This is a genomic window from Paraburkholderia caballeronis (assembly GCF_900104845.1).
Taxonomy (GTDB): domain Bacteria; phylum Pseudomonadota; class Gammaproteobacteria; order Burkholderiales; family Burkholderiaceae; genus Paraburkholderia; species Paraburkholderia caballeronis.
The window spans coordinates 1,877,747-1,891,561 of the sequence record NZ_FNSR01000002.1 but is presented as its reverse complement, the minus strand read 5'-3'; the positions used below and the strand labels follow the sequence as shown (position 1 = coordinate 1,891,561).

The following is a 13,815-nucleotide window of genomic DNA, read 5'->3' as shown; positions in this document are numbered from 1 at the left end:
CCTGATATAAGCTGATGCGGTCTGCGGGATGCTGTGGGCGTGCGACGCGATCCTGGAAACGGGCTTGCACGCGTGCAGAAAAAACGATCGAAAGCGCGCTAGCTGTAACGCCATCGCCCCGTTCGCGGCCAGCGGTTATGCGATACTTCAAAACCAGTGTGAACCGGCCACCCTATAACTGCACAGCGGGTCTGCGATGGAAACGCAAGCGCTGCAATCCGACGGCTTCTCGTTCGGCGCGACCGTCGTCGTGCCGCGCAGACGCGAGCTGCTGCACCACGGCATCCGCATCGACCTCGGCGACCGCGCGTTCGACCTGCTGCTCGTGCTCGTCGAAAGCCGCGGCTCGGTGTTGAGCAAAGATCGGATCATTGCGCAGGTCTGGCCGAACCGCATCGTCGAAGAGAACACGCTCGAAGGGCAGATCTCGATACTGCGCCGCGCGCTCGGCGACGATCGCTCTGCAATCCACACCGTCACCGGCCGCGGTTATCAGTTCGTTGGAGAACTCACGGGGACGGCGCCTGCCGCGAACGGCGCGCCGGTCGCGCCGACACGGGCGCCAACGCCGGCGCCGACGCCCGCGGGCATCCGCCTGCCGGCCGCCATCTCGCCGCTCATCGGCCGCGCCCAGGCGTTGCGCGACGTCGGCGACGCAATGCAACGGCATCGGCTGGTCACGCTCGTCGGCTCGGGGGGCGTCGGCAAGACGCGGCTCGCGATCGAGGCCGCGCGCCAGCTTGCGCCGCAGTTCGCGGACGGCGTCTATCTCGCGGAACTGGCGGCAACGTCGTCGGCCGATTACCTGCCGACGACGCTCGCGGTCGCGCTCGGTTTCCCGTCCGGCGACGGCACCGCGTCGCTCGACCGGCTCGCGGCCACGCTGCACACCCGGCACCTGCTGCTTCTGCTCGACAACTGCGAGCATCTGATCGAAAGCGCCGCGCAGATCGCGGAACGGCTGTTGCAGATCGCCCCGCGCGCGACGATCGTGGCCACGAGCCGCGAACCGCTGCGGATCGCGGGCGAATCCGTCTATCGCGTGCCGTCGCTTGAAGTCCCCGCCGACGAGCATGCCGCCGACGCGCGCGAATTCGGCGCGATCCGGCTGTTCGAGGAACGCGCCGGCCCCGACGTTTTTGCGTGCAGCGCGTCGAGCGACGCGTTGCAACTCGCGGTGCGCATCTGCCGCCAGCTGGACGGCATTCCGCTCGCGATCGAACTGGCCGCCGCGTGCGTGCCGACGATCGGTCTGCAAGGCGTCGCGGAACGCCTCGACGACCGCTTCCAGTTGCTCACGCGCGGCGCGCGAACCGCGCTGCCGCGGCAGCAGACGTTGCGGGCCACGCTGGACTGGAGCTACGGCCTGCTGCCCGCGACGCAGCGCACCGTGCTCGACCGGTTGAGCGTATTCGCCGGCCCGTTCTCGATGGAGTCGGCGCAGGCGGTCGCGAGCTGCGACGACCTTGCGCCGGACGCCGTCGTCGGCGCGCTGATCGAACTGGTCAACAAGTCGCTCGTGTCGACGATCGCGGGTCCGGAACGGCTGCGCTACCGGCTGCTCGAAACGACGCGTGCGTATGCGCGCGAACGGCTGGCCGCGAGCGGCTCGCTGGACGAATGGTCGAACCGCCACGCGCGCCACTTCCTGCGGGTTTTCGAACGCGCCGAACAGCAGGCGGCACAACGCATCGACATCGACTGGAACGCGTGTTACGCGCCGCATCTCGCGGACCTTCGCGCAGCGGTCAAATGGGGGTTCTCCGATCGAGGCGATCCGCAACTCGCGGTCGATCTGACGATCGCGAGCATCCCGCTGTCGATGCAGCTCGCGCTGCTGGAGGAGTGCCTCGCGCGCGCCGATCGCGCGCTCGAATGGCTCGCGGCAAAAGGCGACCCCGCCGGCGAGCGGGAAATGAAGCTCTATGCGGCGCGCGGGATGTGTCTGCTGTGCCATACCGTGGGTCCGCAGACGAGCGCCGCATTCAGCGCCGCGCTCGACATCGCGACCGGCACCGGCAATGCGGCGTATCAACTGCTCGGCCTCTGGGGACGCTGGATGTGCGTCTATCTGAACGGCCAGTATGCGGACGCGCTGCCGCTGTCGCGGCAGTTCGACGCCGTCGCCGGCGCATCGGCATGGACCTGCGACCGGCTGGCCGCGTACCGGCTGGCGGGCATGTCGCATCTGCTCCATGGCGGACTCGACGAAGCGCACGTGAACCTCGCGCGCGCCGCCAGTTCGCGCATCCAGCTTCCGCGCGCGCAGCGCATCCGCTTCCTGTACGACGAACGGATGCTGTCGCACGCGTCGCTCGCGCTGGTGCTGTGGCTCATCGGACGTCCCGGCGAAGCGATGCTCGCGGCCCGGCAATCGCTGGACGACGCGCGCGAACTCGATCATCCGGTATCGCTGTGCTATGCGTTGAGCGAAGCGGTCTGCACGCTCGCGGTGCTGACCGGCGACGAAGCGATGCTCGCGGACGCGGTCGCGGCGATGACGGTCGAAACGCGCCGCCATGGCATCTCCACATGGAAGGCCCGTGCGCAGATGTGGCGAGGGTTCGTCGAACTGCTCGCCGGGTCCGCGTCGGCGTGGAGCGAGCAGATCTATCCGGCGATGATCGGCATCGGCTCGAAGCGTTTTTATCTGTCGCTGACACCGTTTCTGTGCGCGACCGCCGGCCTGCTCGCGCGGCATGGCCAGGTCGCGCAGGCGCTGGACCTGATCGGTCCGGCCGTCGAGCGCGCGACCGAAACCGGCGACGTGTGCTCGCTGCCCGAGTTGCTGCGCACGCAAGCCGAACTGCTGCTCACGGCGTCGGGATCGGCTGTTGGGCCGGTAGCCGAAGCGATGCTCGACGATGCGCTCTCTCGCGCGCGCCGCCATCGCTTCGTTGCTTGGGAATTGCGCTGCGCAACGAGCCTCGCCGCGCTGAAGCAACGCCAGGGCCAAATCCAGGCGGCCCGCGAACTGATCGTGCCGGTGTATCGACGGTTCGCGCCGGATCTGAACAACCGCGATCTCGACGCCGCGCGGGCGCTGATCGCGTCTCTCGACAGCGGCGCGTAACAACAGGCACCGCGCGAATCCGGTTTCAGCCCAACGCGGCAAACGCCGGCTGATGCTGTACGCCCGGCCGCTCGCGCATCCTCGCATACCACTCGCGCAGCGCGTCGCATTCGTCCGGCACCGGCAGCTTCACGATCGCCGCGAAGATCAGGCCGGCGATCACCGTGATGTCGGCCATAGAGAACGCGCCCCCGGCGACGAACGGCTGCCGCTTCAGCACGTCGTCGAAGTAATGCATGCCCCTCACCGCCTTGTCGCGCTGCCGGAAGCCCCATTCGGCGTTCTGGTAAATCTCGACGTCCGGTCCGAGCCCCGGCGTGCCGTGATGGAAATACACGCTGATCGCATCGAGCAGTTCCAGTTCCGCGCGCTTGCTCATCATGTGGATCAGACCTTTTTCGAGCGGCGTCGTGCCGGTCAGCGTGGGCGCGCCGTCTAGCGTATCGAGGTATTCGGTGATCGCCGTGCATTCGGCGATCAGCGTGCCGTCATGGAGTTCGAGCACCGGCAGCGTGCCCGAGTAATTCTTTTGCGCGATGAATTCGGGTTGCTTATGTTCGCCCTTGTAGAGATCGACCATCACGAACTGGACGCGCGATTCCAGCCGCTTCTCGGCCAGCGCAATGCGCACGCGGGTCGGATACGGCCCGCGCGGGAAATCGTAGATCGTCATCATGGGAAGTTGTGTCGCGTCGAAATGGGCGATGCGGGAAGTCATAGGCCTGCCTCTCTGTCGATGGTCGTTGCACCGGGCCGGGCGACGTGGAACTACGCCGCCCACAAACCTACCTAACGTTTGTTAGGTTAACCATAGAGGGTATAATGCCGGGTGTCAACAGCCCTGTCCTGGTTGCGGAGGCGAAAGCAGTGAAGAACGATGCGGGTTCGAATTCGAAAGAGAAAATCCTCGCGGCCGCCACGACGATCGCGCAGGCGCACGGTTATGGCGGGCTGAACTTTCGCGACCTCGCGGACGCGGTCGGCATCAAGGCCGCGAGCATCTACCATCACTTCACGAACAAGGCCGATCTCGGCGCGGCGGTCGCGCGGCGCTACTGGCAGGACTCGGCGGCTGCGCTGGACGCGCGGCGGGCCGAATCGGCAGACCCGCTGCGCTGCCTGCGCGACTATCCGGACACGTTCCGCAAGGCGCTGCAAACCGGCAATCGCATTTGCCTGTGCAGCTTCATGGCCGCCGAATCCGACGACCTGCCGGAAGAAGTGTTGAAAGAAGTGCGGACCTTCGCGGACGTGAACGTCGCGTGGCTTGCGAAAGTGCTGTCCGAAGCAGGCGTGGTCGAGGCCGGACAAAGTGAAGCGCGGGCAGGCGCGATCTTCGCGGCCGTCGCCGGCGCGCAGCTCGTCGCGAGAAGCCGCTCGGACCTGGCGCTGTACGACATGCTGATCGACGGCTATCGCGCGGCGGGCCTGCTGCCGTCGTAGCGGCGTGCCCGTCCGCGCGGCGTCATCGCGCGAGATCGAAAAACGCGCGCGCGACGACCCCGCCGTTGACGATCAACTCGATCTCGTGCCTCCCCGCGTAATGCGTGCGCGTCGTGAAATCGCGGATCCGCTGGCTGCGGCTCAGTGCGACGTGCTGACCGGGAGCCAGCGTCAGTTCCTTCAGCTTGAACACCTTGCCCGCCGTCGCGCCGTTCTGCTTCACGTAGCCGATCCGGTAATCGACGACCAGGCGTTGCGCGATTTCCGCCGTCGAATGCAGTTCGCACGCGAGCGTGATCGTGTCGCCAAGGACGATCGTCGCCGGCGTCACGTCGAACGGCCCGACGCGGAGGAAGGGCGCATCCCCCGCGCCGAGCATCGCCAGCGCCTGCGCGTTGCCCTGCTTCACCAGCGTGCGCAACGCGTGGCGCACGATCCAGCGCGTGGACGCGTCGTCGATGCCCCATTGCTTCGCGCGCGCCAGCACCCACGCCGGATCGGTCTTCGTCACGTCGTTCAGATGGTTCGCCACCGACCGCCGCACATAGGGGCTCGGGTCCGCGCGCAGGTTGTCGAGAATCCGCGCGGCCAGCGACGGGTCGGCCTCGATCCCGCGCAGCCTGAACGACCACGGCAGGCGCGGCCGGCTGCCTTCGCTCGCGAGCCGGCGCACCGCGTCGTCCGCGTCCCGCGACCAGACCTCCATGATCGCGAGCGCGCGGTGCACGTCGTCGCGCAGAAATTCGCGCACGCCGAACTCGGAAGAGCCGAACGTCGTGAAGTATTTCAGCGCGTCCATCGAACGGTCGAATGCGTGGCGGCCATACTGGCCGACATAGTCGGGCGCGACGAGCGACACGAAGCCGTTGCCTAGCCGCGGCGCCGCTTCGGTCAGCATAATCAGCACCGCGTCGTAACCGCCCGGCAGCGCATGCGCGCCCGCGTCGATCGCGACACTCGCGCGGCGCACGCGCTCCATCAGCGTCAACGAGTCGAGATCGTCGAGCGCGGTCGATAAAAAAGCCTCGGCGTCGAAAGCCGGTTCGATCGACTTCAATACGGACGACAGGCTGCGGAACTGTCGCTCGCCCATCGACTGCTTGAGCGGAACGGCAACGGGAGTGGTCATCGTGATGGCGTATCCGGCGTCCGCACAGGGACACCGTCGGGCAAGGAAACAAGCAGTATCGCCGAAGCCGCTGTCAATTCCTGTCAGCAGCCGGCGCGCGAGCGGACAGCGCAAGCTGCTCGTGCAGCCCGCGCAGCAGATCGGCGCGGCGGGCCGGATAACGCGCGCCCTCGGTCGCGGCGAGAATCCGGTCGGTCCGGAACGTGCGGAACGCCTCGCGCAGTTCGCACCATGCGGCGAGCACGCGCGCGCTGTCCATGAAACCGATCTGCACCGGCCACACCACGCGCCGCGAGCGCCGCCCGGCCGCGTCCGCATAGACGATTTCGAGGCGGCGCTGCGCGCGGATCGCGTCGCGCAGCCGCGCCAGTTCGACCACGTTGTCGGGGAAGGACGGCGCAGGCGGCCCCGGCATCGCGAGCGGCGCATCGAGCGTCGCGCCCGCCTGCGGCGGCAGCACCGCCGCGATCTTCGTCAGCGCTGCCGCGGCGGCGGTTTTCAGCACGTCGTCGCCGCGCTGATCGACGTAGCGCAGGCCGAGCACGATCGCCTCCAGTTCGTCGCGCGAGAACATCAGCGGCGGCAGGAAGTGGCCCGGCTTCAGCACGTAACCGACGCCCGCGCCGCCCTCGACCGGCACGCCCTGCGCGGCCAGTTCGGCGACATCGCGATAGACCGTCCGCTCCGAGACCGACAGGTCGGCCGCGAGCTGCGCGGCCGTCACGGGCCGCCGCTTCGTGCGCAGGATTTCCATCAGGCTCAACAGCCGCCCCGAACGTGACATGCATGGCTCCGGTTCAACGACGATCTCGCGCCGCCGGCGCGACGGATCGCGCGGCAGCGTCCCGATGATTGTATGTCGTCGCGGACGGGTCTCGTTACGCAGCGCCGCGCGGCATTCGCGCTGCTGACAGGAACTGACAGCCGCGCCGCCTACGATCGGTTCAGGACAACCCGGACAACCTGGAGAATGCGATGCAAGACCTCACCCATGCACTGCCTGACGTAATCGCCGCTCACATCGCCGCGCACAACCGCCCCGATCCCGATGCGTTCATCGCGACGTTCGCCGCCGATGCGCTGCTGAACGACGCGCAGCGCGAATTCGTCGGCCACGATGCGATCCGCGCGTGGGCCGACAAGGAAATTTTCGGCGACCACGTGACGATGCAGGTCGAAAGCGCGTTCCGCCATCATGCGGACATCGTGGTCCATGCGCGGGTCGACGGCGACTTCGACAAATCGAAGCTGCCCGATCCGGTGATCCTCAGCTACTACTTCTCGCTCGACGCCGGCAAGATCGCGCAGTTAATCATCCTGCTGAACAAGTCGCGGTGGCATGGATAACGTTTCATTCGCGGGGAATTCGCGGGCCGCGCATCGACCGCGCGCGAACGCGTGCGGCGCTGCGCCGGCCTAACCCCGCGACGCCAGCAGCCTGATCCCGGCGACGCCGAACACGACCGCAAGGCATCCTTCCATCGCGCGACGCGTCCGCCGCCCACGATCATGTCGGTCTCCGGAATGAAGTCAGCCGACATTCCCGACGGAGGCCCGGCCCGCGAACAGAGACAGTTTTCGCGCGCGCCGCTGGGCCAGTCACGCCGGCCGCGTCCGGATGAAATCGATGAACGCGCGCAGCGGCGCGGGCACCAGACGGCGGCCCGGATAGTACAGAAACGGCCCGGAGAACGGCCGCCACCAGCCGTCGAGGATCGGTTCGAGCGCGCCGCGCTCGATGTGCGGACGCAGCCAGTCCTCGTATAGATGGACGATGCCCGCGCCGCCCAGCGCCGCGTCGATCACGAGGTCGACCGCGCCGCCGATCTGCACCAGCAGCGGACCGGACGGCTCGATCCGCACCACTTCGCCGCCCTGCTCGAACTCCCACGCCGGCATCGCGCCGCTCGGAAAGCGGCCGCGCAGACACGCGTGGCCCAACAGTTCGCGCGGATGCGCGGGCCTGCCGCGCCGCGCGAGATACGCGGGCGACGCGGCGGTCGCGAAACGCTGGATGCGCGGGCCGATCGGCACCGCGATCATGTCCTGCTCCAGCCGCTCGTCGTAGCGAATGCCCGCGTCGCAGCCGGCCGCGAGCACGTCGACGAAATTTTCGTCGGCGACGACTTCCAGCTGAATGTCCGGGTACGCGTCGAGGAACGGCGCGACGATCGACGGCAGGATCAGCCGCGCCGCGCTGACCGGCACGTTGAGGCGCAGCGTCCCCGCCGGCCGGTCGCGAAAGCCGTTGACCACGTCGAGCGCCGCTTCGACCTCGCTCAGCGCGGGGCCGAGTCGCGCGAGCAACCGTTCGCCCGCTTCGGTCGGCACGACGCTGCGGGTCGTCCGGTGCAGCAGCCGCACGCCGAGCCGCGCTTCGAGCCGGCGCACCGCTTCGCTGAGCCCGGACGCGCTGACGCCGGCCAGACGCGCGCCGTCGCGAAAGCCCTTCGCGCGCGCGACGGCCACGAACGCGTTCAGGTCCGACAGGTCGATCTGCATTGTGCGCCCCTCCGTACAGCCCGTGCGGATTATGACGGCTTATCGCGCAATGGCACAAGCTCTAAGCTGGCGTCATTCCCGTTACGGAGATCACCCATGTCCAGCAATCAACCGTCCGCCACCTTCAGGCTCGGCGACCGCGCCGTCAAACGGCTCGGTTATGGCGCGATGCAGCTCGCCGGCCCCGGCGTGTTCGGGCCGCCGAAGGATCACGCGGCGGCGCTGGCCGTGCTGCGCGACGCGGTCGCGTCCGGCGTCAATCACATCGACACCAGCGATTTTTACGGCCCGCACATCACCAACCAGTTGATCCGCGAGGCGCTGCATCCGTATCCGGACGACCTCGTGATCGTGACGAAGATCGGCGCGCGACGCGGCGCGGACGCATCGTGGCAGCCCGCGTTCTCGCCCGAAGCGTTGACCGGGGCCGTGCACGACAACCTGCGCAACCTCGCGCTCGACGCGCTGGAGGTCGTCAATCTGCGGATCATGTTCGACGTGCACCGGCCGGCGGAAGGGTCGATCGAAGCGCCGCTCACCGCGCTCGCGGAACTGCAGCGCCAGGGCCTCGTGCGCCATATCGGCCTGAGCAACGTGACGCCCGCGCAGATCGCGGAAGGGCGGCGGATCTGCGAGATCGTCTGCGTGCAGAATCACTACAACCTCGCGCATCGGGCCGACGACGTGCTGATCGACGATCTCGCGCGCGACGGCATCGCCTACGTGCCGTATTTTCCGCTCGGCGGCTTCACGCCGTTGCAGTCGTCGACGTTGTCGGCCGTCGCGGAACGCGTCGGCGCGACACCGATGCAGGTCGCGCTCGCATGGCTGCTGCGCCGCGCGCCGAATATCCTGCTGATTCCGGGTACGTCGTCGGTCGGACACCTGCGGGAGAATCTCGCGGCCGCATCGCTCGACCTGCCGACGGACGCGGTCGAGGAACTGGACAGGATCGGCAACGCCAATGCCTGATCGGGGGGCTACGTTCAATCGTTAAAGGTGAGGCAATGCAAGAGGAGCGGTCCTCCTGCATTCGTCCTTCAACGCGCCGCCATGCCGGCAGCGTGCATCACGAGCACGCGATATCGTGATACTTCCGGTTGTAATAGATCAGGATCCCGCTGTGCGGATTCGCATCGATCCGGTCCACCTCGCACAGCAGGATGTCGTGCGTGCCGACCGACACCGTGCTCGCGATCCGGCAATGCAGCGACATGATCGCGTCGCGCAGCGCGGGCGCGCGCCCCGCTTCCTCGATCCACTCGCCCGACTCGAACCGCACGTCCATCGGCGCCTTCGCGGAAAACGCGGCCGACAGCGGCTGCTGGCTCGCGCTCAACGTGTTGATGCAGACCGTGCGATTGCCGAGCGTCGCCGCATACGCGGACGAGTTGCGATTGATGCAGACGAGCACGCTCGGCGGCGAATCGGTCACGCTGCACACCGCCGACGCGGTGAATCCCGCGCGGCCCACCGCGCCGTCGGTCGTGATGATATGCACCGCGGCGCCCAGCCTGGCCATCGCGTCGCGGAAGTCCGTCACGCAGGGTTCGCCCTGCTGCGATTGCGCGGCCTTGCTGGCCGCGCTCAATACCGTGTCGATCGACATCGGAAATCTCCTCGTGCTGAAGAACCGGACGCGCGTCAGCGCGCGTGCCGGCTCACGGGGCGTTCGAGCCCCAGGTTGTCGCGCAGCGTCGTGCCGGTGTATTCCTTGCGCAGCCGGCCGCGCCGCTGCATCTCGGGCACCACCTTGCGCACGAAGTCCTCGGTGTCGTTCGGCACGACGTGGAACGCGAGCATGAAGCCGTCGGCCGCGCCGCCGTCGACCCACTCTTCCATGTAATCGACGATCTGCTCCGGCGTGCCGCAGACCGTCACCTTGCCGCGGTCGTAGCTCGTGTACAGCTGGCGCAGCGTCAGGTTCTGCTCGCGGATCAGCGTCGTGATCTGGCGGAAGTACGCCTGATGCAGATTCGCCTTCTTCGGAATCAGATGCTCGGGGATCGGCTCGTCGACCGGCAGACCGGTCAGATCCGCCTCCAGGTCCATCCCGAGCCGCATGCGGCCGACGTCCGGATGGATCAGGTTTTGCAGTTCGCGGTACTTGTCCTCGGCTTCGGCCTTGCTGCTGCCGACCATCACCGACAGTCCCGGCAGGATCTTCAACTGGCTCGTATCGCGGTTGAACGCGGACATCCGGCCTTTCACGTCCGCATAAAAGCGCTTCGCTTCGTCGAAGGTCGGATCGGACGCGAACACGACCTCGGCCGCCTCCGCCGCGAACGACTTGCCCTCTTCCGACGAACCCGCCTGGATGATGACCGGCCGCCCCTGCGGCGTGCGCCGGATGTTCAGCGCGCCGTGCACGCGCACGTGCTCGCCCTGGAAGTCGGTCACGTGGAATTTCTCGGGCTCGAACATCCGGCACGCGGCTTTGTCCGCGATGAATGCGTCGTCATCCCAGGTATCCCACAGGCGCATCACGACCTCGAAGAACTCGCGCGCGCGGGCATAACGCTGCCCGTGCGGCGGCAGCCGGTCGAGCCCGAAGTTGCGCGCCGCATAGTCGCTCGCGGTGGTCACGACGTTCCAGCCCGCGCGTCCCTGCGACAGATGATCGAGCGACGCGAACAGCCGCGCGAGGTTGTACGGCTCGTAGAAGCTCGTCGAGCCGGTCGCGCCGAGCCCGATGTGCTTCGTGCTGCCGGCGAGCGCGGACAGCAGCGTGACCGGCTCGAACATGTTCATCATGTACGGAAAGCGCGAGAAGTCGTTCAGCTTCTCGGTGCGCGCGCCGGGGCTGTCGGCGAGGAAAAACAGGTCGAAGCGGCCTTCCTCGGCGAGGCTGGCGAGACGCCGCCAGTAGCCGATGTTGGTCGTGGCGTCGGCGGGCGCCGTCGACTGGAGCCACGACGCAACGTGCTGGCCCGTCGCGTACGCGAGCATGCCCAGCACCATGTTGCGATTGTCCGTATTGCTCATGGCGTTACGTATCCTTGGTCGTTGGTCTGTGAATGTGGCCCGGCGCGATGCGTCGGGAAGAAAGCGGAACCGGCCGCCGCGCGAAGCGCATGCGGCGCATGGGGTGCATGCGGCCCGCGAGCGTCACGTGGGCCGCTCATGCCGCGCATTCGGCCACGACCGCGCGCACCGGCGCGTCGTCGATCCCGATGAAGCGCCGCACGCGCGCGGCGTCCGGCGAGCGGCGAATCTCGTCCGGCGACGCGAGCAGTTGCACGACGCCGCCTTCCATGAACGCGATGCGGTTCGACACCGACATCGCGAAGTCCATTTCGTGCGTGACGACCACCATCGTCATTCCTTCGTTCGCGAGATCGCGGATCACGTTCAGCACGTCGTCGACCAGTTCGGGGTCGAGCGCGGACGTCGGTTCGTCGAACAACATCACGTCCGGCTCCATCGCGAGCGCGCGGGCGATCGCGACGCGCTGCTGCTGGCCGCCCGACAACTGGTGCGGATACTTGTGCGCATGCGCGAGCAGGCCGACCTTGTCGAGCAGCGTCAGCGCGCGCGCGTCGAGTTCCGCGCGGCTGCCGCGCCGGTGATAGCGCGGCGCAAGCGTGACGTTCTCCAGGATCGTCCGGTGCGGAAACAGGTTGAAGCTCTGGAACACCATGCCGATGTGCTTGACGCCATGGCGCACGGTGCGGTTGCCGGGGCGATCGCGCGCCGACAGGTAAGCGCGGCCGAACAGCACGATCTCGCCGCCGTCCGGCCATTCGAGCGCGTTGACCGTGCGGATCAGCGACGTCTTGCCCGAACCCGACGGCCCGATGATCGACAGCACCTCGCCGGCCTTCACGTCCAGATCGACGCCCTTCAGCACGAGATGCTCGCCGTAGCGCTTCTGCACGCCGTTGAGCAGCAGCGCGGGCGCCGCGCCGCGAGCGTTCTGCTGAACCGCTACCCGCGCAGGGTGCGCCGCCTGCGCGCGGCGCAGCGCGCTGGTTTCGTCGTCGGACAGCGTGCCGGGCTTGCGCGCGGCGAGATTCATGTGCCGCTCGCCCAGTTGCATCAGCCACGTGAACAGCGACACGATCAGCACGTAGTAGATCGCGCACGCGAGCAGCGTTTCCATCACGAGGAAGTTCTGCGCGTACAGGCGCTCGCCGACGAGCAGCAGTTCGCTCAGCGAGATCGCGGACGCGAGCGACGTCAGCTTCACGCACGAGATGAACTGGTTGCCGAGCGTCGGCAGCGCGATGCGCAGCGCCTGCGGAATGATTACGAGCCGCTGCGCGCCGACCCAGCGGATGCCAAGCGCGGTCGCCGCCTCGTACTGCCCCTTCGCGACCGACATCAGCGCGCCGCGATGGATCTCCGCCATATACGCGGTCTCGGTCAGCACCAGCGCGATCAGCGCCGAATTGAACGGGTTCGACAGCACGCCGCCGGTGTGCGGCAGCAGTTGCGGCAGGTTGTACACGAACACGATCAGCACCATCAGCGGCAGGCTGCGGAACAGCCAGATGTAGACCGATGCGAAAACGGACAGCGTGCGCCAGCCGGACAGCCGCGCGGTCGCGAGCAGGAAGCCCGCGGCGGCGGCGATCAGCCACGCGAGCGCGCTCAGCTCGACGACCGTGAGGCTCGCGCGCCAGAACTCCGGCATCGCGAACAGCGACAGCATGTAGCGGAAATCGAAGTGCATGTAGGTCTCGCTGGATCAGGGCACCGGCAGCGGCGCGGGGCCGGATATCGCGGCCCGGACAGGGCCGCGCCGCTTACGACGCGCTCGCCGCGGGCGGCGGCTTCAGCCCGTAGCGTTGCAGCAGCGTGTCGTACTCGCCGGACTTCTTCAGTTCCGCGAGCGCCCTCACAACGGCGTCGTGCAGCGGCTTGTTGTCCTTGCGCACGAAGATGCCGATCGTCTGCGGGTTGATGAGATCCGTCGACGTGACGACCACACGGCCGCCCGACTTGTCCGCGAGCGCCTTCGCGGTCGCCGCGACCTGCATGCCGGCCTGCACGTTGTTCGACAGCATCGCCTGCAGCACGTACGACGTGGAGCCGAACTCGCTGACGACGATCGGCGGCTTGCCGTTCGGCGTGCAGTAGTGATCCGAAACGTCGTGCAGCTGGCCGACCCACGCGGTCCCCTGCACGATGCCGAGGTGCATCCCGCACAGGTCCTGCATCGTGCGCGGCTTCAGCCCCGTCGACGCGGCGACCATGATCGCGGAGCCGGTCTGCGCGTACGGAATCGGCGTGGCCTGCGACGCGCGCTCCGGCGTCACGTACATCGCCGACATGATGATGTCGAAGCGGCTCGCGTTCAGCCCGAGGATCAGTTGCGGCAGCGGCGTGTCTACGAACGCCGCGCTGCCGCCGAGCTGTTTCGCGATCGCACGCGCGAGTTCGGGGTCCGCGCCTTCGATCTTGTCGCCGTCGTAATACTCGAAAGGCGGATAGGTCGCCTGCATGCCGACCTTCAGCGTGCCGGGCGTGAGCGTCGGCGCGGGGTCCGCCGACGCGCCCGCCGCCGCGAATCCGGCGGCCGCGACGAGCGCGGAAACGATCCATTGCCGGCCTTTACTGATTTTTTTGTCCATGGTGGAGAGCCCTGCTGCGATGAGTGACGACGGCGAAAAGACACGCTCTGCGGCGCGAACGTGTGGTGTACCGCAAAGTCTGTGCCAGTAGG

General features: G+C 67.7%; 12 protein-coding genes. 4 read left to right on the top strand and 8 right to left on the bottom strand.

The annotated features are described in order from the left end of the window. Nucleotides 1–196 precede the first annotated feature (196 nt). The gene (locus BLV92_RS24970) at nt 197–3,073 is read left to right on the top strand and encodes an ATP-binding protein (RefSeq protein ID WP_090550273.1); all 2,877 of its coding nucleotides are present in this window, start codon (nt 197–199) and stop codon (nt 3,071–3,073) included. Nucleotides 3,074–3,098: 25 nt separating this feature from the next. On the opposite strand, the gene BLV92_RS24965 is transcribed toward BLV92_RS24970, so the two are convergent. Beyond that, on the bottom strand, nt 3,099–3,791 hold the full coding sequence (locus tag BLV92_RS24965) for a glutathione S-transferase (protein WP_090550270.1): 693 nt from the start codon (nt 3,789–3,791) through the stop codon (nt 3,099–3,101). Nucleotides 3,792–3,940: 149 nt separating this feature from the next. Here BLV92_RS24965 and BLV92_RS24960 point away from each other — a divergent pair, with 149 nt between their 5' ends. Next, the gene (locus BLV92_RS24960) at nt 3,941–4,516 is read left to right on the top strand and encodes a TetR/AcrR family transcriptional regulator (RefSeq protein ID WP_090550268.1); all 576 of its coding nucleotides are present in this window, start codon (nt 3,941–3,943) and stop codon (nt 4,514–4,516) included. Nucleotides 4,517–4,538: 22 nt separating this feature from the next. Here the strand turns inward: BLV92_RS24960 and BLV92_RS24955 are convergent, their stop codons facing one another. Both BLV92_RS24955 and BLV92_RS24950 read right to left on the bottom strand, forming a co-directional pair. Next, complete coding sequence (locus tag BLV92_RS24955) at nt 4,539–5,645, bottom strand: DNA alkylation repair protein (protein ID WP_090550266.1); 1,107 nt, start codon at nt 5,643–5,645, stop codon at nt 4,539–4,541. Between the two features lie 73 nt (nt 5,646–5,718). Then, nucleotides 5,719–6,429 (bottom strand): helix-turn-helix transcriptional regulator, encoded by a 711-nt coding sequence (locus BLV92_RS24950; RefSeq protein WP_090550263.1) that lies wholly within the window; start codon nt 6,427–6,429, stop codon nt 5,719–5,721. A 191-nt stretch (nt 6,430–6,620) separates the two neighbouring features. Here BLV92_RS24950 and BLV92_RS24945 point away from each other — a divergent pair, with 191 nt between their 5' ends. Then, nucleotides 6,621–6,992, top strand: coding sequence for a nuclear transport factor 2 family protein (locus BLV92_RS24945; RefSeq protein ID WP_090550261.1), 372 nt, complete (start codon nt 6,621–6,623; stop codon nt 6,990–6,992). A 252-nt stretch (nt 6,993–7,244) separates the two neighbouring features. Here the strand turns inward: BLV92_RS24945 and BLV92_RS24940 are convergent, their stop codons facing one another. Next, nucleotides 7,245–8,147, bottom strand: coding sequence for a LysR family transcriptional regulator (locus BLV92_RS24940; RefSeq protein WP_090550258.1), 903 nt, complete (start codon nt 8,145–8,147; stop codon nt 7,245–7,247). Nucleotides 8,148–8,243: 96 nt separating this feature from the next. On the opposite strand from BLV92_RS24940, the gene BLV92_RS24935 reads away from it, so the two are divergent. Beyond that, complete coding sequence (locus tag BLV92_RS24935) at nt 8,244–9,119, top strand: aldo/keto reductase family oxidoreductase (protein WP_090550255.1); 876 nt, start codon at nt 8,244–8,246, stop codon at nt 9,117–9,119. A 97-nt stretch (nt 9,120–9,216) separates the two neighbouring features. Here BLV92_RS24935 and BLV92_RS24930 read toward each other — a convergent pair whose 3' ends face one another. The 4 genes from BLV92_RS24930 to BLV92_RS24915 form a co-directional block, all read right to left on the bottom strand. Further along, nucleotides 9,217–9,756 (bottom strand): flavin reductase, encoded by a 540-nt coding sequence (locus BLV92_RS24930; protein ID WP_090550253.1) that lies wholly within the window; start codon nt 9,754–9,756, stop codon nt 9,217–9,219. 35 nt (nt 9,757–9,791) lie between these two features. Next, the gene (locus tag BLV92_RS24925; RefSeq protein WP_244283914.1) at nt 9,792–11,132 is read right to left on the bottom strand and encodes an LLM class flavin-dependent oxidoreductase; all 1,341 of its coding nucleotides are present in this window, start codon (nt 11,130–11,132) and stop codon (nt 9,792–9,794) included. Nucleotides 11,133–11,268: 136 nt separating this feature from the next. Then, entirely contained in the window at nt 11,269–12,822 is a 1,554-nt protein-coding gene (locus tag BLV92_RS24920) for an amino acid ABC transporter permease/ATP-binding protein (protein ID WP_090550250.1), read from the bottom strand. A gap of 73 nt (nt 12,823–12,895) precedes the next feature. After that, nucleotides 12,896–13,723, bottom strand: coding sequence for an ABC transporter substrate-binding protein (locus BLV92_RS24915; RefSeq protein ID WP_090550248.1), 828 nt, complete (start codon nt 13,721–13,723; stop codon nt 12,896–12,898). Nucleotides 13,724–13,815 lie beyond the last annotated feature (92 nt).

Bases quoted from the DNA above. Each gene is read 5' to 3' on its own strand.
- BLV92_RS24950 (WP_090550263.1), bottom strand. From the start codon at position 6,429: ATGTCACGTTCGGGGCGGCTGTTGAGCCTGATGGAAATCCTGCGCACG.
- BLV92_RS24915 (WP_090550248.1), bottom strand. From the start codon at position 13,723: ATGGACAAAAAAATCAGTAAAGGCCGGCAATGGATCGTTTCCGCGCTC.
- BLV92_RS24925 (WP_244283914.1), bottom strand. From the start codon at position 11,132: ATGAGCAATACGGACAATCGCAACATGGTGCTGGGCATGCTCGCGTAC.
- BLV92_RS24920 (WP_090550250.1), bottom strand. From the start codon at position 12,822: ATGCACTTCGATTTCCGCTACATGCTGTCGCTGTTCGCGATGCCGGAG.
- BLV92_RS24965 (WP_090550270.1), bottom strand. From the start codon at position 3,791: ATGACTTCCCGCATCGCCCATTTCGACGCGACACAACTTCCCATGATG.
- BLV92_RS24945 (WP_090550261.1), top strand. From the start codon at position 6,621: ATGCAAGACCTCACCCATGCACTGCCTGACGTAATCGCCGCTCACATC.
- BLV92_RS24930 (WP_090550253.1), bottom strand. From the start codon at position 9,756: ATGTCGATCGACACGGTATTGAGCGCGGCCAGCAAGGCCGCGCAATCG.
- BLV92_RS24940 (WP_090550258.1), bottom strand. From the start codon at position 8,147: ATGCAGATCGACCTGTCGGACCTGAACGCGTTCGTGGCCGTCGCGCGC.
- BLV92_RS24955 (WP_090550266.1), bottom strand. From the start codon at position 5,645: ATGACCACTCCCGTTGCCGTTCCGCTCAAGCAGTCGATGGGCGAGCGA.
- BLV92_RS24935 (WP_090550255.1), top strand. From the start codon at position 8,244: ATGTCCAGCAATCAACCGTCCGCCACCTTCAGGCTCGGCGACCGCGCC.
- BLV92_RS24970 (WP_090550273.1), top strand. From the start codon at position 197: ATGGAAACGCAAGCGCTGCAATCCGACGGCTTCTCGTTCGGCGCGACC.